22 protein-coding genes are annotated in these 19345 nt (G+C 72.3%); 14 read left to right on the top strand and 8 right to left on the bottom strand.

Annotated features, from left to right (window positions below):
- Positions 1 to 9: 9 nt before the first annotated feature.
- The 5 genes from ACWEPX_RS18330 to ACWEPX_RS18310 all read left to right on the top strand — a co-directional run bounded on the left by ACWEPX_RS18330 (position 10) and on the right by ACWEPX_RS18310 (position 4206).
- Positions 10 to 1551 (top strand): long-chain-fatty-acid--CoA ligase, encoded by a 1542-nt coding sequence (locus ACWEPX_RS18330; protein ID WP_451898384.1) that lies wholly within the window; start codon positions 10 to 12, stop codon positions 1549 to 1551.
- Complete coding sequence (locus tag ACWEPX_RS18325) at positions 1548 to 2507, top strand: LLM class flavin-dependent oxidoreductase (RefSeq protein ID WP_451898383.1); 960 nt, start codon at positions 1548 to 1550, stop codon at positions 2505 to 2507. The genes ACWEPX_RS18330 and ACWEPX_RS18325 overlap by 4 nt, the downstream gene beginning before the upstream one ends.
- Complete coding sequence (locus ACWEPX_RS18320) at positions 2504 to 3262, top strand: thioesterase II family protein (RefSeq protein WP_451898382.1); 759 nt, start codon at positions 2504 to 2506, stop codon at positions 3260 to 3262. Before ACWEPX_RS18325 ends, ACWEPX_RS18320 begins: the two co-directional genes overlap by 4 nt.
- Positions 3259 to 3651 (top strand): PaaI family thioesterase, encoded by a 393-nt coding sequence (locus ACWEPX_RS18315; RefSeq protein ID WP_451898381.1) that lies wholly within the window; start codon positions 3259 to 3261, stop codon positions 3649 to 3651. The genes ACWEPX_RS18320 and ACWEPX_RS18315 overlap by 4 nt, the downstream gene beginning before the upstream one ends.
- Before the next feature lie 111 nt (positions 3652 to 3762).
- Positions 3763 to 4206: a hypothetical protein gene (locus ACWEPX_RS18310; protein ID WP_451898380.1), complete on the top strand. Its 444-nt coding sequence runs from the start codon at positions 3763 to 3765 to the stop codon at positions 4204 to 4206.
- Positions 4207 to 4495: 289 nt separating this feature from the next.
- Here the strand turns inward: ACWEPX_RS18310 and ACWEPX_RS18305 are convergent, their stop codons facing one another.
- From ACWEPX_RS18305 to ACWEPX_RS18285, 5 genes are all read right to left on the bottom strand, one after another.
- A complete protein-coding gene (locus ACWEPX_RS18305; protein WP_451898379.1) occupies positions 4496 to 5254 on the bottom strand; it encodes a helix-turn-helix transcriptional regulator in 759 nt (252 codons plus the stop codon).
- A gap of 4 nt (positions 5255 to 5258) precedes the next feature.
- A complete protein-coding gene (locus tag ACWEPX_RS18300) occupies positions 5259 to 6620 on the bottom strand; it encodes an MFS transporter (protein WP_451898378.1) in 1362 nt (453 codons plus the stop codon).
- 95 nt (positions 6621 to 6715) lie between these two features.
- The gene (locus ACWEPX_RS18295) at positions 6716 to 7933 is read right to left on the bottom strand and encodes a cytochrome P450 (RefSeq protein WP_451898377.1); all 1218 of its coding nucleotides are present in this window, start codon (positions 7931 to 7933) and stop codon (positions 6716 to 6718) included.
- A 210-nt stretch (positions 7934 to 8143) separates the two neighbouring features.
- The gene (locus ACWEPX_RS18290) at positions 8144 to 8599 is read right to left on the bottom strand and encodes a MarR family winged helix-turn-helix transcriptional regulator (RefSeq protein ID WP_451898376.1); all 456 of its coding nucleotides are present in this window, start codon (positions 8597 to 8599) and stop codon (positions 8144 to 8146) included.
- Between the two features lie 121 nt (positions 8600 to 8720).
- Complete coding sequence (locus ACWEPX_RS18285; protein WP_451898375.1) at positions 8721 to 9161, bottom strand: MarR family winged helix-turn-helix transcriptional regulator; 441 nt, start codon at positions 9159 to 9161, stop codon at positions 8721 to 8723.
- Positions 9162 to 9670: 509 nt separating this feature from the next.
- Here ACWEPX_RS18285 and ACWEPX_RS18280 point away from each other — a divergent pair.
- Genes ACWEPX_RS18280 through ACWEPX_RS18265 form a run of 4 tightly spaced genes read left to right on the top strand, consistent with a single transcriptional unit; the run spans position 9671 to position 14308 of the window.
- Entirely contained in the window at positions 9671 to 10474 is an 804-nt protein-coding gene (locus tag ACWEPX_RS18280) for an AfsA-related hotdog domain-containing protein (RefSeq protein WP_451898374.1), read from the top strand.
- Positions 10471 to 12435, top strand: a complete 1965-nt coding sequence (locus ACWEPX_RS18275) for an acetyl-CoA carboxylase carboxyltransferase subunit alpha (protein WP_451898373.1) — start codon at positions 10471 to 10473, stop codon at positions 12433 to 12435. The genes ACWEPX_RS18280 and ACWEPX_RS18275 overlap by 4 nt, the downstream gene beginning before the upstream one ends.
- 3 nt (positions 12436 to 12438) lie before the next feature.
- Positions 12439 to 12930, top strand: a complete 492-nt coding sequence (locus ACWEPX_RS18270; RefSeq protein WP_451898372.1) for an acetyl-CoA carboxylase biotin carboxyl carrier protein — start codon at positions 12439 to 12441, stop codon at positions 12928 to 12930.
- 7 nt (positions 12931 to 12937) lie between these two features.
- Positions 12938 to 14308, top strand: coding sequence for an acetyl-CoA carboxylase biotin carboxylase subunit (locus tag ACWEPX_RS18265; RefSeq protein ID WP_451898371.1), 1371 nt, complete (start codon positions 12938 to 12940; stop codon positions 14306 to 14308).
- Positions 14309 to 14360: 52 nt separating this feature from the next.
- Here the strand turns inward: ACWEPX_RS18265 and ACWEPX_RS18260 are convergent, their stop codons facing one another.
- Both ACWEPX_RS18260 and ACWEPX_RS18255 read right to left on the bottom strand, forming a co-directional pair.
- Positions 14361 to 14654, bottom strand: a complete 294-nt coding sequence (locus tag ACWEPX_RS18260) for a DUF1801 domain-containing protein (RefSeq protein ID WP_451898370.1) — start codon at positions 14652 to 14654, stop codon at positions 14361 to 14363.
- The gene (locus ACWEPX_RS18255; protein ID WP_451898369.1) at positions 14633 to 14830 is read right to left on the bottom strand and encodes a hypothetical protein; all 198 of its coding nucleotides are present in this window, start codon (positions 14828 to 14830) and stop codon (positions 14633 to 14635) included. The genes ACWEPX_RS18260 and ACWEPX_RS18255 overlap by 22 nt, the downstream gene beginning before the upstream one ends.
- 44 nt (positions 14831 to 14874) lie before the next feature.
- Here ACWEPX_RS18255 and ACWEPX_RS18250 point away from each other — a divergent pair, with 44 nt between their 5' ends.
- A complete protein-coding gene (locus ACWEPX_RS18250; protein WP_451898368.1) occupies positions 14875 to 15228 on the top strand; it encodes a MarR family winged helix-turn-helix transcriptional regulator in 354 nt (117 codons plus the stop codon).
- On the opposite strand, the gene ACWEPX_RS18245 is transcribed toward ACWEPX_RS18250, so the two are convergent.
- A complete protein-coding gene (locus tag ACWEPX_RS18245) occupies positions 15218 to 16009 on the bottom strand; it encodes an AfsR/SARP family transcriptional regulator (protein WP_451898367.1) in 792 nt (263 codons plus the stop codon). The genes ACWEPX_RS18250 and ACWEPX_RS18245 overlap by 11 nt on opposite strands.
- Positions 16010 to 16240: 231 nt before the next feature.
- Here ACWEPX_RS18245 and fabI point away from each other — a divergent pair, with 231 nt between their 5' ends.
- Genes fabI through ACWEPX_RS18225 form a run of 4 tightly spaced genes read left to right on the top strand, consistent with a single transcriptional unit; the run spans position 16241 to position 19087 of the window.
- Positions 16241 to 17053 (top strand): enoyl-ACP reductase FabI, encoded by an 813-nt coding sequence (gene fabI, locus ACWEPX_RS18240; protein WP_451898366.1) that lies wholly within the window; start codon positions 16241 to 16243, stop codon positions 17051 to 17053.
- Entirely contained in the window at positions 17050 to 17508 is a 459-nt protein-coding gene (locus ACWEPX_RS18235) for a MaoC family dehydratase (RefSeq protein ID WP_451898365.1), read from the top strand. Before fabI ends, ACWEPX_RS18235 begins: the two co-directional genes overlap by 4 nt.
- A complete protein-coding gene (locus ACWEPX_RS18230) occupies positions 17505 to 18053 on the top strand; it encodes a flavin reductase family protein (protein WP_451898364.1) in 549 nt (182 codons plus the stop codon). Before ACWEPX_RS18235 ends, ACWEPX_RS18230 begins: the two co-directional genes overlap by 4 nt.
- Positions 18050 to 19087, top strand: coding sequence for a beta-ketoacyl-ACP synthase III (locus tag ACWEPX_RS18225; protein WP_451898363.1), 1038 nt, complete (start codon positions 18050 to 18052; stop codon positions 19085 to 19087). The genes ACWEPX_RS18230 and ACWEPX_RS18225 overlap by 4 nt, the downstream gene beginning before the upstream one ends.
- The last annotated feature ends 258 nt before the right edge of the window (positions 19088 to 19345 follow it).

Here is a 19345-nt window from a genome sequence, read left to right as displayed (position 1 = left end):
GGAGTGACGATGAGAGAGAACTGGACGCTGACCGCGACCTCGGCCCGGCACGCCGCCGAGCGCGGCGAGCACCCCGCGATCCTCTGCGAGGACCGGGTGGTCACCTACGCCCAGCTGCACCGGGAGTCCAACCGCACCGCGCACCGGCTGCTCGCCGCCGGGCTCGGCGTCGGCGACCGGGTGGCCTACCTGGGCCTGGAGTCCGAGCACTACTACGAGATCGCGCTGGGCTGCGCCAAGGCCGGGGTCGTGCTGGTGCCGGTCAACTGGCGGCTGACCCCCGACGAGGTGGACCACATCCTGCGCGACTCCGGCGCGGCGCTGCTGTTCGTCGAGCGCGAGTTCGCGGGCATCGCGGAGAAGATCGCCGTGCCCGCGGTCGTGCCGATGGACGCCGTGGTCCGCGGCGGCGGTTTCCAGGACTGGAAGGGCGACGCGCCCGATGCCGACCTGACCGCCCGCACCGGCCCCGACGACGCCATCCTGCAGATCTACACCAGCGGCACCACCGGCTTCCCCAAGGGCGTCGTGCTGGCCAACCGGGCGTTCTTCACCCTCCCGGCCGCGCAGGCCGAGGCCGGGGTGTCCTGGTTGGACTGGCTGCCGACCGACCGCAGCCTCATCTCGCTGCCCGGCTTCGGCATCGCGGGCATGGGCTGGTTCATGCACGGCTTCAACGCGGGCGCCACCAACGTGGTGATGCGCATGTTCATCAGCGAGGAGGCCGTCAAGCTGATCGAGCGCGTCGGCGTCACCACGACCTTCGCCGCGCCCGCCATGCTCCAGATGATGATCGAGGAGCGCGGGGTCACCCGGGACACCTTCCGGTCCCTGCGCAAGGTCGCCTACGGGGCGGCGCCGATCTCCTCGGACCTGCTGGAGCGGCTGATCGACATGATGGGCTGCGAGTTCGCCCAGATCTACGCCGCCACCGAGACCGGCACCTGCGCGGTCTGCCTGCCGCCGGAGGACCACGTGCCGGGCAGCCCGCTGCTCAAGGCCGCGGGCAAGGCGTGCCCGGGGCACGAGATCAAGGTCATCGACCCGGCGGGCAACCCGCTGCCGCCCGGGGAGATCGGGCAGGTGTGCATCAAGACCCCGGCGCACATGCTCGGCTACTGGAACCTGCCCGAGGCCACCGCCAAGACGCTCATCGGCGACTGGCTGCACATGGGCGACGCCGGCTACCTCGACGAGGACGGCTACGTCTACCTCTGCGACCGGATCAACGACACGATCATCCAGGGCGGGCAGAACATCTACCCGGCCGAGATCGAGCGCGCGCTGGCCGGGCACCCGTCCGTGCAGGACGCCGCGGTGATCGGCCTGCCGCACCCGCTGTGGGGCGAGGCCGTGCACGCCTGCGTCGTGCTGCGGCCCGGCGCGGCCGCCACCGGGCGCGAGCTGATGCGCTACCTGTCCGGCCGCATCGCCGACTACAAGATCCCGACCGAGTGGGAGTTCCCGGAAGCGGTGCCGCGCAACCCCTCCGGGAAGATCCTGCGCCGCGTGCTGCGCGAGGAGCGCATGACCGAAAGGGCATCCCGATGACCAACCCGGCCGTGCGGATCGGCGCGCTGCTGCCGACCCGCGAGATGGCGATCCTCGGCGACTTCTCCATCGCCCCGCTGCTCGACTACGCCCGGCGGGCCGAGTCCCTGGGCTACGACTCGCTGTGGACCGGCGACTCGCTGACCGCGCGCACCCGCCTCGACCCGTTCGTCGTGCTGTCCGCGGCGGCCGCGGTCACTTCGACCATCGGCCTGGGCACCGCGGCGCTGACCGCCTCCCTGCGCCACCCGCTGCTCGGCGCCAACATGGTCACCTCCCTCGACCACGCCTCCGGCGGCGGCAGGCTCGTGCTCGGCCTGGGCGCGGGCTTCCCGATGCCCGAGAGCGAGGACGAGTTCACCAGCCTCGGCGTGCCGTTCGCCGGGCGCGTCGGGCGGCTGGACGAGACCGTCCGCTTCTGGAAGACGACCTGGTCGGGCGGCGCCGCCCACGAGGGCAAGCTGTGGCGGCAGGAGGGCCTGGACCGCCTCGCCGCCCCGGCGACCCCGGGCGGCCCGCCGCTGTGGCTGGCCAGCAGCGACACCCCGAAGGTGCTGGCCAGGGTCGCCCGGCACTACGACGGGTGGCTGCCGTTCCTGCCCTCCGCCACGGCCTACGCCGCCGCGTGGGGCCAGATCCAGGACCTGGCGGGCGGGCGCAGCATCACCCCCGCCCTGTACGCGACGCTGAACATCAACCCGGACGCCGACAAGGCCAAGCAGGCGCTGGAGGACTACCTGCAGGGCTACTACGGCCGCTCGCTGGAGGTCATGTCGACCTTCCAGGCGTACGGCTACGGCAGCGCCGAGGACTGCGCCGAGTGGCTGGCGGGCTACGTCCGCGCTGGCGCCCGGCACATCATCATCCGCATCGGCTCGCTGGACCCCGGCGACCAGCTCGAACAGCTCGCCGCCGACGTCCTGCCCGCCGTCCGAGGGCTGGGAGGCCCGGCATGAGCGTGAGCTGGTTCGAGACCGCGGCGGGCAACCCCGACGCGCCGCTGCGGCTGTTCCTGCTGCCGCACGCGGGCAGCGGCGGCACCATCTACCGCAACTGGGGCTCGCTGCTGCCCGGCGACATCGCCCAGCACATCGTCTGCGCCCCCGGCCGCGAGCGGCGCTTCGCCGAGGCGGCGTTCACCGAGATCGAGCCGCTGGTCGACGCCCTGTACGACGCGCTGCTCGACGAGCTGGACGACCGCCCGTACGCGATGTTCGGCCACTGCCTGGGCGCCCAGCTGGCCTACCGGGTGGCGGTCAACATCCACCGCGACGGCGAGCGCGCCCCGCTGCTGGTCGGGGCGTCGGGCTGGGCGCCGGAGGGCTTCCAGCAGTCGACCTACGAGCAGAGCCAGATGCCCGAGCCCGACCTCATCGAGTGGATGAAGACCCTGGGGTCCTTCCCCGCCGAGGTCTACGGCGACCCGGCCGTCATGGCCCGCATCATCCCGGCGCTGCGGGCCGACCTGGCGGTGGTGTCGACCTACGTCGACGACGAGGCCGACTGCGGCGTCCCGCTGGTCAGCTACAGCGGCAAGTCCGACCCGCTGATGTACCCGGGCGCGATGGAGTCGTGGCGGACCCGCACGCCGGAGTTCCTGGGCAACAGCGAGTTCACCGGCGACCACTTCTACATCGACACCCCCGAGCACGCCGTCGCCGTCACCGCGGACCTCACGCGGCACCTGCAGCGGCGGATGGCGCTGGTATGAGCGCCGCGCTCATCCTGGCCCAGCTCCCGTTCGCCCGGCTGCTCGGCGTGCGGCTGGCCGAGGCCACCGCCGCCGAGGTCCGCGGCGAGCTGGACTGGTCCCCGGAGCGCTGCACGGTCATGTCCGCCATGCACGGCGGGGCGCTGATGGGCCTGGCCGACACGGTGGGCGGCGTCCTGGCCTACCTCAACCTGCCCCCGGGCGCGGCCACCACCACGGTCGAGTCCAAGACCAACTTCCTGCGCGCGGTGCGCTCCGGCGTGGTGACCGCGGTCGCGCGGCCCCTGCACGTCGGCGCGCAGTTCATCGTCTGCCAGACCGACCTGCTCGACGACACCGCCGCGCTGGTCGCGCAGACCACGCAGACCCAGGCGGTCCTCCGTCGCTGACAGTGCACTGACAAGGCGCTGACAGAACCCTGTTTCACCCTGATAGGCAATGGCTTTCCCGTCCGCCGTCCGCGACGCTGGACGGGGAACACCTTCGATAGGAGACTCGACGTGACCACGACAGCGCACGGCTCCTCGCGACTGACCGACTCCTCCGCCCCGGCCACGTCCGCGGCGACCCTGCTCCGTCGGTTCCTCGCCCTGGACGCCGTAGTCACCACCGGAAACGGCCTCATCTACCTGCTCTTCTCGTCCTGGGCGGCGTCCCTGCTCGGCGTCGACGCCACGGCGCTGGTCGTCATCGGCGCCTTCCTCACCGCCTTCGGCCTCGGCGTCGGCGCCCTGGCCATCTCCGCCACCCCGTCCACCGCGGGCACCACCGTCGTCGCCGACGTCAACATCCTGTGGGCGGTCGGCAGCATCGTCGTCGCCGCCTTCGGCATCATGGGCGCCAACACCATCGGCACCCTGTGGACCATCGCCCAAGCCCTGGTCGTCGGCCTGTTCGCGGTCCTGCAGCTCTGGGCCCTGAAGAAGTACAAGGCCACCCGCTAGGAACAACCCCCCGGAAGCCGCCCCGCACCCAGCGGGGCGGCTTCCGCGCATTCACCGCTTCCGCGGCTGACTGTGCCACACCGCGTACCACCCCAGGATTCGGAACGTCGTCTACTGTCCGCCGTCGAAACTGGGAGGTTCTCGAGGAGCCCTGCGCTTGCAGCGGCCTGCGGATGAGGAGCTGCTCCGGGGGGTGGCCGCCTCGCACGGAGCGGGAAGAGCAGGTGACGCGGCTGAAGGCCCAAGCAGACAAGCGGGCAACCCCGGCATCACTTTCCGAGCCTGGCCGCTACCGGCGCAGGAAGTCCGACGTCCGGTCATCCGCTGGTAGGAAGGCTTCGATGGCCAGTTCGGACACCGTCACGTCCAGCGGCGTGTTGAAGGTGCCCGCCGTCGTGAGGAAGGACAGGATCGTGCCCTCGCACTCGACCCGGAACGGCTGGGCTACCAGGCCCGGTTCGGGGAGGGGGCCCGAGCCGCCGACCGCGCCGCCGACGACCCGGTACCCCGTCACCTCGTCGTACAACTCGCGCAGGTCCGGGCGGGCGGGCAGGGCGCGTTCCAGCCGCTCCACCATGTACAGCCGCCAGGCCGGGAAGTTCACCACCCGCGGCGCCAACCCATCCGGGTGAAGGAAGGCCCGCATGAGGTTCCCGGTCAACGACGGCGACACGCCCGCCAGCACCCGCGCCACCCCGGCGTTCGACGCCACCACCTGGTAGCCCCCGTCGAACACCAGCGCCGGGAAGGGCTCGTAGGCGGTCAGCAGGCGCTCCAGCCCCGCCCGCACCGGCGCCATCGACGGCGAGTCCAGCGCCAGCGCCGAGTACACCGGCGCGTACCCGGCGGCCACCAGCAGCTGGTTGCGCTGGCGGAGTGGGACCTCCAGCTGCTCGGCCAGCTTCAGCACCATCGCGCGCGACGGCCGGCTCCGACCGGTCTCGACGAAGCTGAGGTGCCGGGCCGAGCTGTCCACGGACAGGGCCAGGTCGAGCTGGCTCATCCGGCGCAGCCTGCGCCACTCGCGCAGCAGAGGTCCCACCGCCATCGGTCTATCCCTTCACGTACTGCTCCACTTCCACGCCCGTGGTCCGGTCGCCCAGGGCGAGGAGGACGACGACCATCACCGCGATGCACCCCGTGATGACGGTGAACAGCGCACCGGCCCCGTACGAGGTCAGCACCGGCAGCAGGGCGAACGGGATCGCCGCCGCGCTCAGCCTGCTGAACGAGTAGGCCATGCCCGCGGCCGTCGAGCGGATCTGGGTCGGGTACTGCTCGCCGAGGAACACGTGGGATGCGTTGGCGAAGATGTTGCTGACCAGGGTGTACCCGATCCCGCACGCGACCATCAGCGGGATCGAGCCCGCCAGGCCGAAGCCCAGGCCGAAGGCGGCCATCGCCACCGCGGACCCGGCCAGCAGCGTCTTGCGCTCGAAGCGGTCCATCAGCGGCACCGACAGCAGCGACCCGATCGGGTAGCCGATGAACGACACCGCCACGTACCCGAGGCTGGCCACGATGCCGTACCCCTTCGCGGCCAGCACCTGCGGGGCCAGCGTGCCGAAGCCGTAGTACGCCGTCACCGACAGGATGCTGAACGTCCACAGCACCAGGGTGCGCTTGCGGTACTCCCGCGCCAGCAGCGCGCCGATGCCCGGGCGCCTGCCGGGGGCGGGCGAGGGGGCGAGCTCGGGGCTGGGCAGGCCCGCCTCGCGCTCCATCGCGCGCACCAGGACGTCGGCCTCGGCGTCGCGGCCCTGCACCGACAGCCAGCGCGGCGACTCGATCAGCGCGCGGCGCAGCGCCCACACCACGGCCGCGCCCAGCGCGCCGAGCACGAACAGGATGCGCCAGCCGTCCACGCCCATGATCTGCTGCGGGGCCAGCCACAGCGCGGCGAAGCCGACCGCGGGCACCCCGCAGAAGCCCGCGGTGTAGGCCCAGGCGATGAACCGGCCGCGCTTGCGGGCGGGCAGCATCTCGGCCAGGTAGCTGTCCGACAGCGCGTTCTCCGCGCCGATGCCCACGCCCGCGATGAACCGGGTGACGATGAGCCACGCCGCGTTCGGGGCGAAGGCGCCCAGCAGCGTGAAGAACGAGTAGATGCCCAGGTTGAGCATGAACGCCCGGCGCCTGCCGTGCCGGTCGGCGAAGCGGCCCAGGACGATGGACCCGAAGAACTGGCCGACGAACGCCGAGGCGAGCATGAGCTTGAGGGCCGTGCCGTCGAAGGCGAAGTCGGCCTGCAGCACCTTGGCGATCGTGCCGGATAAGTTGCTGTCGAAGAAGTCGAAGAACAGCCCGATACCGATGACCAGCGTCAGGTGCCGGTGGCTGGTCAGCACCGGCAGCCGCTCCATCCGCTCGGAGATGGTGGCCGCAGGCGCGGTACGGGTGAGGGTTTCGGTCATGACGGCTCCCCACTGGAAAATGGCAAAGGGGAGAGCCCGGCTCCCCCCTTTGCGTCCATTGTGGTCCGCAGAGCTGACCGACCGCTGACGTCGGGCTACGGCCGGATTCGGTCGTAGCGGACGAACAGCCGCTCCGGGCCGCGCAGGTTCACGTGCGGGCGGTAGGTGAGCAGGTCCTCGTCGACCTGCGGGTTCTGCACCCGGCGGGCGTACTCGGCCAGCGCGATCCCGGCCTCCAGCTTGGCCAGGCTCGCCCCGATGCAGAAGTGCGGGCCCGCGGCGAAGGCCAGGTGGTGGTTGGCCGCGCGCCGCGGGTCGAAGCGGTCGGGGTCGGCGAAGGCGGCCGGGTCGCGGTTGGCTGCGGCCAGCAGCAGCATGATGACCCCGTCCTGGGGCACCGGCACGCCCTCGATGTGGGTGGCCCGCCGGGACACCCTGGTCACCATCTGGGCGGGCGTGTCGTAGCGCAGCACCTCGTCGACGGTGGCCGAGGCCAGCGAGGGGTCCTCGCGCAGCGCGGCCAGCGCCTCCGGGTGCCGGGTCAGCGCCAGCACGCCGTTGGCGATCAGGTTCGCGGTGGACTCGTAGCCGCCGACCAGCAGCAGCGAGCAGGTCGCCAGCAGCTCGGCCTCCGACAGCGCGTCGCTGGTGCGCTCCAGCTGCACCAGCCGCGACAGCAGGTCCTCGCCCGGGCGCACCCTGCGGTAGGCCACCAGGTCGGCGAAGAAGGCGCGGAAGCCGTTCTTGGCCAGCTCGATGTCGGCGATGACCACCGGGTCGCCGATGTCGGTCGCCGGGTCCAGCGCGCGGACCAGCCGGTTCGACCAGTCCTGCAGGATGTCGTGCTCGCCCGGCGGCACGCCGAGCAGGTCGTTGATGATGGTCACCGGCAGCACGTTGGCCAGCTGGGAGACCGCGTCCATCGCGGTGGCCTCGCTGGCGGCGTCGAGCTGGCGGCGGACGATCTCGCGGATGCGGGGCTCCAGGGCGGCCACGACGCGCGGGGTGAACGCCTTGGCGACCAGGCCGCGCAGCCGGGTGTGGTCGGGGGCGTCCATCGACAGGAACGAGTCGGCGGGCACCGCGTCCGGCGTGGTGCCGAAGGTGGCGCCGAGCAGGGACCGCTGCCGGTCGCTGCTGACGGTCGGGTCGCGCAGCACCGCGGAGCAGTTGCGGTAGTCGCCGACGACGACGAGCGCGCCGCCCAGCTCGGCCCGCGGCCCGCTGCGCAGCCCAGCCAGCACCGGGTACGGGTCCGGGCGGGTGGCGGGGTCGAACAGCGTCGCCAGGGAGGGTTCGGCGGTCACGGTCATGGTCTTCACCCCATCGTGTGCAAGCCCCGCGGGGCGTGGTCCTCTGCGACCACGATATCAGGGTACTGTGACAGATCAAGGCTCGAATACGTGAGGATTCCTTATCCCGCAACGCATCCGCGCAGGCCGGAACCCGACCGGTGCGCCATCCGCCCGAGCCCCGCGAACCCCAAGGTCGCAGGGGGGCCTGACCGGGCGCTGATGCGGCGCTCAGGCCTCGCCGGGGGCGAAGGCGTCGATGACCCGCAGCAGGTAGTCGCGCAGCTGGCGGCGCTCCGCGGGGCGCAGGGTGTCGCGCAGGCGCGCGCCCGCCGCCTCGGTCAGCGCGTCGGCCTTGCGCAGCGCCGCCCAGCCCTTGGCGCTGAGCCGGGCCAGCAGCACCCGCTCGTGCACCTGCGACGGCGTGCGCTCGATGAAGTCGCGCTCGGCGAGCTTGCCCAGGACCGCGGCCATGCTCTGCGGGGTGACCAGGCACAGCCGGGCCAGGTGCGCGCCGGAGAGGTCCGGGCGCTCGGCGAGGACCAGCATGGTCGAGTACTGGCGCACGGTCAGGTCCAGGGTGCGCAACAGGGCCGCGGTCTCGGTGCTGATCGCGTGCTCGGCGCTGCGCAGGGTCGCGCCCAGCTCGTGCAGGCCCGGCGCGGTGGCGCCACCGGTGGTTCCCATGCGATTCCCCTCCCGGCAGGCCGCTGTGGCCCCGCAGTTTACCAGGATTCGCTCACATGTCAGAACTCGAACATGGGCGAGGGGCCGCAGTCGACTGCGGCCCCTCGCACGTCGGGGGCGGTCACTTGCCGCCGAGCACCCGCACCGCGCGGTCGAGGTAGTCGGCGAAGCGGGCCAGTTCCTCCTCGGTGAACTCGGCGGCCAAGGTCTCCTCGACCGCGTGCGCCTTGACGTCGGCCCGTTTGAGCAGCGCGCTGCCCGCCCGGGTCAGCTTGGTGACGAACACCTTCTGGTGCACGCTCGACGGGGTTCGGGTGATCAGGCCCTTGGCCTCCAGATTCGCCAGCACCGTCGCCATCGTCTGCGGGGTCACCGCGCAGATCCTGGCCAGCTGCGCCCCGGACGCGCCGGGGAGGTAGGACAGGACCAGCAGCCCCGCGTACTGCGGCACAGTGAGGTCGAATGCGCGCAACGCCGCGGCCTTGGCCGTGGTCAGCGCCTGCTCGGCACGCTTGATGGCGTGACCGGGACGGCGGGCGATCTCCGCCTCCAGGTCCGCCATGCCAGACCGTGTATTCAAGCCAGCCTCCTGTTACGAATCTGACTTATGATAGGCCAGCGCCGATCGCCGCCACAACCGCGCGCGGGCGCGTCCGCGGCCCTCCCAAGATCACGATTGGGGTGTCGCCGCCGACCGGACGTGAATGGCGCTCAGGAACGAGTCCGGGATTGCCGGGCCGATCGTCGGATGAATAACCGGCCGCGAGCGGTCCGCGGGGTGATCGGCGGACGGGTCCGCGGTGTTAGGGCATTACCCGAGGGTGCCCCCGATCGGGGTAGCGTCAGTCGTCTGTCGGATGGCTGTCATTCAATGGTTTGTCAGCGCTTTGTCCAGCCGCTAACGATAGTAAAAGCCTTGTCCGACAACGTGTACGGGGGCTCAGGGGGGCTTCTGGACGTGCTTGACTTCGAGTACGCAGCGTGGTCATTATTCTGATGGGACTCAGCTATCCGAAGTTAAGTTCGTATCCTGATACACCGCAGAGGTTTACCACGAGGGGACGAGACGACATGGCTGTCCAGCACAGGTCCACGCTCCACCTGGTCGGCGAACGCTTCGCCGCCTTCGCCGCCAACCCGGGGGTCGCCACCGTCAACCGGTTCATCGGGAACATCCGCGGTGGCTTATACGACGATCTCCCCGATCCCGTCCGCATCGGCGCGGGGCAGGGGGTGGATGCGTCGGACTGGGCGGTCGTGGCCGCCGAGCTGGGCAGGCGGGGGCTGCTCGACGGGTTCCACCTGCCCGCCGTCCCGGTCGTCGTGGCCGCCGACCTGGTGCACAAGCGCAGCCAGGAGAACGTCATGCTCGCCGACGCGCGCAGGCGCGGCCCGGAGCGGCTGGCCGCGCGGCTGTGCCTGTCGGACATGAACGAGCTCGTCCTCGACCACGTGACCGGCCAGCACGTCGCGGGCATGGTGCTCATCGAGGCGGCGCGGCAGCTGATGCACCTGGCCAACCACGAGCTCGTCGTCGAGGACAACGCGCACTCGTTCGTGCTGTGCTCGCTGGCCGCGGCCTTCGACGGCTACGTCTTCCCGCTGGGGGTCGACCTGGAGTGCGCCCTGACCCGCCTGGAGACCTCCAAGCCCGCGCGCCTCGACTACTGCGCCGAGGTGCTGATCAGCCAGGGCGGGGAGACCAGGGCTCGGGTGCGCGCGGAGTACCAGATCGTGCGGTCGCGCTCGCTCTCGCGCCAGGAGGCCATGCTCGCGGCCAAGGCCGCCGCGGCGGCCGAGCACGACGTCCCGCCCCGCGTCTGCGCCACCCCGGTCGCCCTGCGCGCCGAGCGCGTGTCCTCCGCCGCGTCATGACCGACATGCTCAGCCGCGCCGAGGAGATCCGCGCGCGCATCCGCGACGTTCCGGCGGGCACCTGGGTCAAGTGCCCCAGCTGCCGGGCGGGCGCCCACCGCGACCGGCTGGCCCGTCACCAGAACACCTGCCCCGAGTGCGGCCACCACTACCCGCTCACCGCGGGCGAGCGCATCGCCCTGCTGGCCGACGCCTTCACCGAGCACGACGCCGACCTGCGCCCGCTCGACCCGCTCGGCTTCGTCGACAGCAAGCCCTACCCCGACCGCGCCCGCGAGGCCGCCCGCCGCACGGGCCGCAACGACGCCGCGGTGTGGGGCGTCGGCGCGGTCCTCGGCCACCCGGTCGTGCTGTGCGTGCTCGACTTCGGCTTCATGGGCGGCAGCATGGGCGCCGTCGTCGGCGAGAAGGTGAGCCGCGCGGCCGAGCACGCCCTGGCCGAGCGCATCCCGCTGGTCGTCTGCTCGGCCTCCGGCGGGGCCCGCATGCAGGAGGGCGTCTTCTCCCTCCTCCAGATGGCCAAGACCGCCGCCGCCCTCCGCCGCCTCTCCGACGCAGGCGTCCCCTACATCTCCATCCTGTGCGACCCCGTCTACGGCGGCGTCAGCGCCTCCTTCGCCAGCCTCGGCGACATCATCATCGCCGAACGCGGCGCCCGAGCAGGCTTCGCGGGCCCGACGGTCATCGAGCAGACCATCCGCCAGAAGCTCCCCCCAGGCTTCCAGACCGCCGAATTCCTCCTGGAGAACGGCCACATCGACGCCGTCGTCGGCCGCGCCGAACTCCGCCTCACCCTCGCCCGCATCCTCCGCTGGCACACCGCCACCACCCCCGCAGCACCCGCGGACCCAGCAGGAACCACCAACCCCGCAGGAACCACCAACCCCGCAGCGGCCCTAACCACCGTCGCAACCACCTCGCCCCCTCCGGACGGCACTGCCTCTGTCCCTGCCCCGGAGCCCGCGAACCCCACCCGCCCCTTAGAAACCACCCCAGACCTCTCAGCAACCATCCCCACCCCATCCCCACTTGTCCACAACCCGCCAGTAACGCAGGCGCCGCCGCCAGCGGCCTCGATAGACTGGCCAGGGGCCGTCCCCCCAGGGAGTGGTGGGGGCCGCCCGGTTGTGGTCGTGGGCGCTGGCGCCGTTCGGGCTTGGGATGTTGTGCGGTTGGCTCGGGAGGGTGGGCGGCCGCATTTCGGGGAGTATGTGGTTGGGGTGTTTGAGGATTTCGTGGAGCTGCGGGGGGATCGGGCCAAAGAGGACGATTCGTCTGTGGTGGGTGGGTTGGGGCTCTTCGATGGTGCGGCGGTGGTGGTTGTCGGGCATCGGAAGGGGCGGGGGACGGCGGAGGGGGTGGCGCGGAACTTCGGGATGCCGCATCCGTCGGGGTACCGGAAGGCGGCGCGGCTGCTGCGGTTCGCCGAGCGGGTCGGGGTGCCGGTGGTGACGTTCGTCGACACGCCGGGGGCCTACCCGGGGATCCGGGCCGAGCAGGAGAACCAGAGCGGGGCGATCGCGGAGAACCTGGCGCTGCTGGCCGGGCTGGCGACGCCGGTGGTGTCCATCGTGGTCGGCGAGGGCGGCAGCGGCGGGGCGCTCGCGCTCGGCGTCGCCGACCGGCTGGTCATGCTGGAGAACACGATCTACTCGGTGATCAGCCCGGAGGGGTGCGCGTCGATCCTGTTCAAGGACGCCGGGCGCGCGCCGGAGGCCGCGGCGGCGCTGCGGCTGACCGCGGCGCAGCTGCTCGCGGCGGGGGTGGCCGACCGGGTCGTGCCCGAGCCGCCGGGCGGGGCGCACACCGACCACGAAGCGACGATGGCCGCCGTGCGGGACGCCCTGCGCGCCGAGCTGGCCCCGTTGCGGCGGCTCCCGGTGCGGGAGCTGCTGGACCGCAGGTACCGCAGGCTGCGCTCGGCGGGCACGTTCGCCGACGCCCACACCGAAAGGCTGTAGATCATGTCACCTCTGGACGCGGCCCAGCTCAGCGAGGTCCCGCGGCTCAACCGGCACCCGGCCCCGCCCGACGAGGTCGCCGCGGCGCTGGCGGGGGCCGGGCAGCTCGCGGAGATCCTGCGGCGCACCGGCGCGGCCCGGATCGCGGTGAGCGTGGGGGACATCCAGTGGGAGGTGGAGGCGCCCACGGCCGACGCGGTCGCGGTGGCCGCCGCCCCCGCGCAGGCGGTCGAGCCCGAGGCGGCCCCGCCGCTGGGCCACGACCTGCCCGCCCCGCTCGTCGGCGTCTTCTACCGCGCCCCCGGGCCGGGCAAGGCGCCCTACGTCGAGGTCGGCGACCGGGTCGAGACCGGGCAGCAGGTGGCGATCGTGGAGGCGATGAAGATGCTCAACGAGGTCGTCGCCGACCGCCCCGGCGTCATCGGCGCGGTCTACCCGGCCGACGGGGACGTGGTGGAGTTCGGCCAGCCGCTGTTCCGCATCGACCCGGCGTGAGGCGGACATGGTCGACAAGATCCTGGTCTGCAACCGCGGCGAGATCGCCGTCCGGGTCATCCGGGCCTGCCGCGAGCTGGGCATCCCCAGCGTCATCGCCTACTCGACCGCCGACCGCGACTCGCGCGCGGTCGCCCTGGCCGACGAGGCGGTGTGCGTCGGGCCCGGCCCGTCGCCGCGCAGCTACCTCAACGTGCCCGCCCTGATCCACGCCGCGGAGAAGACCGGCGCGGACGCGGTGCACCCCGGCTACGGCTTCCTCTCCGAGGACGCCCAGTTCGCGGCCGTGTGCCAGGACCTGGGGATCACCTTCATCGGCCCGCCGCCGGAGGTCATCACCGCGATGGGCGACAAGACCAACGCCCGCCGCGCGATGGCCGCCGCAGGCCTGCCGCTGCCCTCCGGCAGCGAGGAGCCGCTGTCCGGCCCGACCGAGGCGCTGGAGCGCGCCGCGGCGATCGGCTACCCGGTCATCCTCAAGGCGGCCGCGGGCGGCGGCGGCAAGGGCATGCAGGTCGTGCGCCGCGCCGAGGACCTGCCCGCCGCGCTGGCCGAGGTCCAGCAGACCGCCCGCACCATCTTCCTCGACGACCGCGTCTACCTGGAGCGCTTCGTCACCGGGGCGCGGCACGTCGAGGTGCAGGTCCTGGGGGACCACCACGGCAGCATCGTGCACCTGGGCGAGCGGGACTGCTCGATCCAGCGCCGCCAGCAGAAGCTGGTGGAGGAGTCGCCGTCGACGGTGCTCAGCCCGCGGCTGCGCGAGGAGATCTGCGCGGCGGCGGTGGCGGGCGCGGCGGCGGCCGGGTACCGCAGCGCGGGGACGGTGGAGTTCCTGGTCGCCGGGGACGAGTTCTACTTCATGGAGATGAACAGCCGCATCCAGGTCGAGCACCCGGTGACCGAGGTCCGCAGCGGGATCGACCTGGTCGCCTGGATGATCCGGGTGGCGTCCGGCGAGCCGCTGGCCTTCACCCAGGCTGACATCGCGCTGTCCGGGCACGCCATCGAGTGCCGCATCAACTCCGAGGACGCCGCCCGCGACTGGGCGGGCTCGTTCGGCCGCCTGGAGCGGTTCGTGCCGCCGGCGGGGCCCGGCGTGCGGGTGGACACCCACGGCTTCCCCGGCTACCAGATCCCGCCCTACTACGACTCGCTGCTGGCCAAGGTCATCGTGCACGCCGACTCGCGGGAGGAGGCGCTGGCCCGCATGGACCGCGCCCTCGCCGAGTTCGACTGCGCGGGCGTGTCGACCACCATCGGCTTCCACCGCGAGCTGATGTCCCACGCCACCTTCCGCGCCGGGACACACCGCCTGGACTTCGTCGACCGGTACCTGACCGAATCGGGAACCTTGCGGGAGGCGCCTGTGGAGTGATCCGAACGCGGGAATCAATGGGTGGCCTAGGGCGCGGGACCCGTCCCGCGCCCTAGGCCTGCGCGCGGTCCAGGGCGACGGCCTGGGTGATGTAGTCGCGCAGGGCGTCGCGGTCGATGTCCTGCGGCGCCTTCAGCTTGACGTGCCTGGTCTTCTTGCCGACGCCCTGGAGCAGGCCGTGGCCGTCGGTGAACTCCGCGCCGCGGTCGAAGGCGAAGGTGATGTGCGTCTTGGCGGCGCTGACGATGGCCAGGTTCTTGGCGCCTCGCCAGGCGAGGGAGTCGTAGGCGATCACCTCGGCGGCGTCGGGGGCGTGCGCGGCCATCAGCTCGCGCAGGGCGGCCACGGTGGGCTGGTGGGCTCGCCCGCGACCCGCCCGCCCGCGGCGACCGCCGCGTCGGCCAGTTCGTCGACCCGCTCGCGGCTGTCGGCGCCGATGGCGAGCACCACCTCGGCGGCCGCAGCGGTGTCGGCGACGGGCTTGCCGGTGAACGTCTGGACGTACGGCTCGGTGAGCAGCACAGGAGGAGCTGTTCGAGACCCTCGCCGAGCAGGGGCACCCGCACGTGCGGCCCCGGCACGGCGCCGTGCTGGCCTACCTCGACGCCGAGGGCAGCCGGGCCACCGAGCTGGCCCGGCGGTCCGGCCAGCACAAGCAGATCGTGGGCACGATCATCGACGAGCTGGAGGAGCTCGGCTACGTCCGCCGCGAGCCCGACCCCGCCGACCGCCGCGCCAAGCTGATCGTCCCCACCGCGCACGGGCTCGACGAGATCGCCAAGGCGCGGGCGATCCTGGCGGGCGTGGAGGAGCGCCACCGCGCCGCGGTCGGGGCCGAGGCCTACGCGGCCTTCCGAGCCGCGCTGGAGCGGGTGGTCCGCGACCAGCGCGGCTGGCGGGAGGGCCCGCTCAGCCGGTGACGTGGGCGGGGATGGGCCGGGGCTGCAGGGCGGGGTCGTGGGCGAGGATGGCCATCTGGCACTTCTGCAGCACCGGCGACGGCTCGACCCCCAGCTCGTCCATCAGGCGGTTGCGCATGCGCTGGTAGGCCGCGAGGGCGTCGCGCTGGCGGCCGCCGCGGTAGAGGGCCACCATGAGCTGCTGGCACAGCCGCTCGTTGAGCGACTCGCTCTCCACCAGCTCGCTCAGCTCGGCGACGATCTCGTTGTGCCTGCCGATCTTCAGCTCGGCCTCGAACAGCCGCTCCAGGGCGGCGGCGCGGTACTCCTTGTAGCGGACGGCGGCGGCCTGGCAGATGAAGCCGCCGACGTTGCCGCCGAAGGTCGGGCCGCGCCACAGGGTCAGCGCGTCGCGCAGCTTGGTGATCATCTCGTACGGGCTCAGCGCCGTGTTCGCGCGCACGTCGAGCAGGGCGTGGGTGAAGATGTCGGCGTCGAAGGTGTCGCCGTTGAGGCAGAGGCGGTAGCCCGAGGGCATGCTCAGGAACCGCGACCCGGTCTCGTCGGGGTCGACGGAGCGCAGCCGCCTGCGCAGCCTGCTGATGTGCGCCTGTAAGGCGTTCTCCGCGTTTCGAGGGGGGTTGTGCTCCCACAGCTCCCCGATGAGCGAGTCGGTCAGGACCAGGCGGTCGTGGTTGACCAGCAGGGCGGCCAGCAGCGTGCGCTGGAACGTCCCGTTGATCTCGACGGGTTCCCCCTCTGCCTGAACCTCGATCGGACCGAGGATTCGATAGGTCAGCATGGTCAACTCCTGTGGCTGGTCGGGCGTCGGCCGGACCGCTGGCGCCTACGAATGCTTCCATGTGTCAGTGCTCTGATGCAAGGCGTACCCTGATGGTAGACAGAATTCGACCGGTCCCGCCGCGGGTTTCGCCCGATGCGTCCGCCCTGGTCAGTCCGACATCAACCGACCGTCAGGCCCGGCGTTGAGCATCGGTGCCGTGCCGTAGCCGTCAACCCCGATGAGGTAGCGATGTTCCTTCACGGAAAGCGATTGCTGGTCACGGGCGTGGTGTCGACCAAGTCCATCGCGCACGCCGCCGCGCGGCTGGCGATCGAGCAGGGCGCCCAGGTCACGCTGAGCGGGTTCGGCCGCGGCCTGCGGATCACCCAGCGCCTCGGCGACGACCTCGGCGCCGAGGTGCTCGAACTCGACGTCACCCGCCCCGAGCACATCGCCGCCGCGGTGCGGCGCGTCGAGGAGAAGTGGGGCGGCCTCGACGGCATCCTGCACTCCATCGCCTATGCCCCGGCCGACGCCCTCGACGGCGGCTTCCTGACCGCCGAGTGGGAGCAGGTCGCCACCGCGCTGCACGTGTCCACCTACTCCTACGCCGCGCTGGCCAGGGCGTTCGCCCCGCTGATGCCCGGCGGCTCCATCGTCGGCCTGGACTTCGACGCGACCGTGGTCTGGCCCGGCTACGACTGGATGGGCGTGGCCAAGGCGGGCCTGGAGAGCGCCAACCGCTACCTCGCCCACGCGCTCGGCCCCCAGGGCATCCGGGTCAACCTGGTCGCCTCCGGCCCGCTGCGCACGATCGCCGCGAACGCGATCAAGAGCTTCGGGGTGTTCGAGAGCGTCTGGCGCGAGCGGGCCCCGCTGGGCTGGGACGAGGAGGACGCGACCCCGGTCGGCCGGGCGGTGTGCGCGCTCTGGTCGGACTGGCTGCCCGCGGTGACCGGCGAGGTCATCCACGTCGACGGCGGGGTGCACGCGGTGGGCGGGACGGTGCCAGCGCCCGCGGCCGCGGCCGCCGAGCCCGGCGCGATCGCCGCGGTCCGATGAGCATCCCGCTGCACGAGCTGCCCGAGCACGCGGGCGCCGACCTCGGGGTCTCCGGCTGGTACCCGCTCACCCAGCGCGTCGTCGACCAGTTCGCCGAGGCCACCGGCGACTTCCAGTGGATCCACGTCGACCCCGAGCGGGCCGCGGCGGGCCCGTTCGGCGGGCCGATCGCCCACGGCATGCTGACGCTGTCGATGCTGCCCGCGATGGTCACCGACACCTTCGCCGTCGAGGGCGCCGACCTGATCATCAACAAGGGCTTCGACAAGGTGCGCATCGGCAAGCCGGTGCCGGTCGGCTCCCGGGTGCGGGGTGCGGTCCGGTTGGCCGAGGTGCGCCAGCGGCCCAAGGGCTACACCGAGGTCACCCTGGGCGTCTCGGTCGAGGTCGAGGCGGTCAAGGGCGCGGCGCTCACCGCCGAGATGATCTTCCTGTACCACGCGGAGGCGGCATGATCCCCCAGGCCAGGGCCGCGCTGCGCAAGCTCGCCTCCGGCGTCGCCGTGCTCACCTACCGCGACGGCGAGCGCGCCCACGGGGCCACCGTCAGCTCGGTGAGCGCGGTGTCGCGGGAACCGCTGCTGCTGGCGATCTGCCTGGGCACGGGCTCGCGGTTCGCCGACCTCGTCGGCGCGGTGGGCGCGCGCTTCGCCGTCAACATCCTCAGCGCCGAGCAGGCCGCGCTGGCCAGCTGGTTCGCCGACCCGCGCCGCCCGCCCGGCCTGGTCCAGTTCGACTGCGTGGAGTGGCTGCCCGACGGGTTCAGCGGCGCCCCGCTGATCGACGGCTCGCTGGCCCGCCTCGGCTGCCAGGTGCGCACGGTCACCACCGCGGGCGACCACTACCTGCTCGTCGCCGAGGTCGTCACCGGGGTGCCCGGGGACGGGCTGCCGCTGCTCAGCTTCGCCGGACAACTGCACGACGGGGACCTGCGCAGCCTGCCGGAGCGGCAGGCCCACCCGTTCGCCCTGGAGGAGGAACCCATGGGAGCCGCCCGATGACCGCCGCCGTCGTGACCGGGGTGGGCGCCACCATCCCGCCCCGCGTCGTCACCAACGACGACCTCGCGGTGTACCTGGACACCTCCGACGAGTGGATCCGCTCGCGCACCGGCATCGCCTCCCGCCGGTGGGTGGACCCGGGGGTGTCCACCGGCGACCTGGCGGTCGAGGCGGGCGCGCTGGCCCTGCGCTCGGCGGGCCTGGACCGGGTCGACGCCGTGGTCGTCGCCACGACGACGCCGGACCGGCTGTGCCCGGCCACGGCCCCGGAGGTGGCGACCCGGCTGGGCATGACGGGCATCTCCGCGCACGACGTCAACGCGGTGTGCACCGGGTTCCTCTACGGCCTGGCCAGCGCGGTGGGGCTGATCGCCGCGGGCAACGCCTCGACGGTGCTGATGATCGGCGCCGAGGCGTTCTCCACGATCCTGGACCCGCGCGACCGCAGCACGGCGGTCATCTTCGCCGACGGCGCCGGGGCGCTCGTGCTGCGGGCGGGCACCCCCGACGAGCCCGGCGCGGTGGGGCCGATCGTGCTGGGCAGCGACGGCAGCCTGTCCGACCTCATCCAGATCCCGGCGGGCGGCTCCCGCCAGCGCTCCGCGGGCACGATCGCCCCGCCGGAGGACCACTTCTTCCGGATGCGCGGCCGCGAGGTCTACCGGCATGCGGTGGAGCGGATGGCGGCCTCCGCGCAGGAGGCGATGGTCAAGGCGGGCCTGTCGATGGCCGACGTCGACAAGTTCGTCCCCCACCAGGCAAACAACCGAATCTCCGTAGCCGTCGGCGAACGCCTCGGCCTCCGCGACGCGCAGACGGTGTCCAATGTGGATCACATGGGCAACACGGCAGCGGCCTCGATCGGCGTCCTCCTCGCCGAAGCCTCCCTCGACGGCGCCCTCCACGCAGGCGACCGCCTCCTCCTGACCGCCTTCGGCGGCGGCCTCACCTGGGGCGCCACCACCTTCGTCTGGCCCACCCTGACCCCCCACATGACCGTCCTCCCCCAACCAGTCGCCGCCGCCGCGATCTGACCCACCCAGATGACCCATCTGTCCTCGCCCGCAGATGATCCACCCAACTGACCTTGCCCCAGATGGTCCGCCCATCTGACCTACCGCTCAGATGATCGGCGCATCTGAATCTGCGCACCGAGATGATCCGCGCATCTGAACCGCCATTGAGATGGTCCGAGCATCCGAACTTGTCACCCAGATGACCCGAGCATCTGAAGTTGTCATCCAGATGACCTGGTCATCTGAGCTTGCTACCCAGCTGGCCCGGGCATCTGA

This window comes from Actinokineospora sp. NPDC004072 (assembly GCF_053604195.1).
Note: the sequence above shows the minus strand (reverse complement) of the source record. Positions and strands in the feature narration are given on the sequence as shown.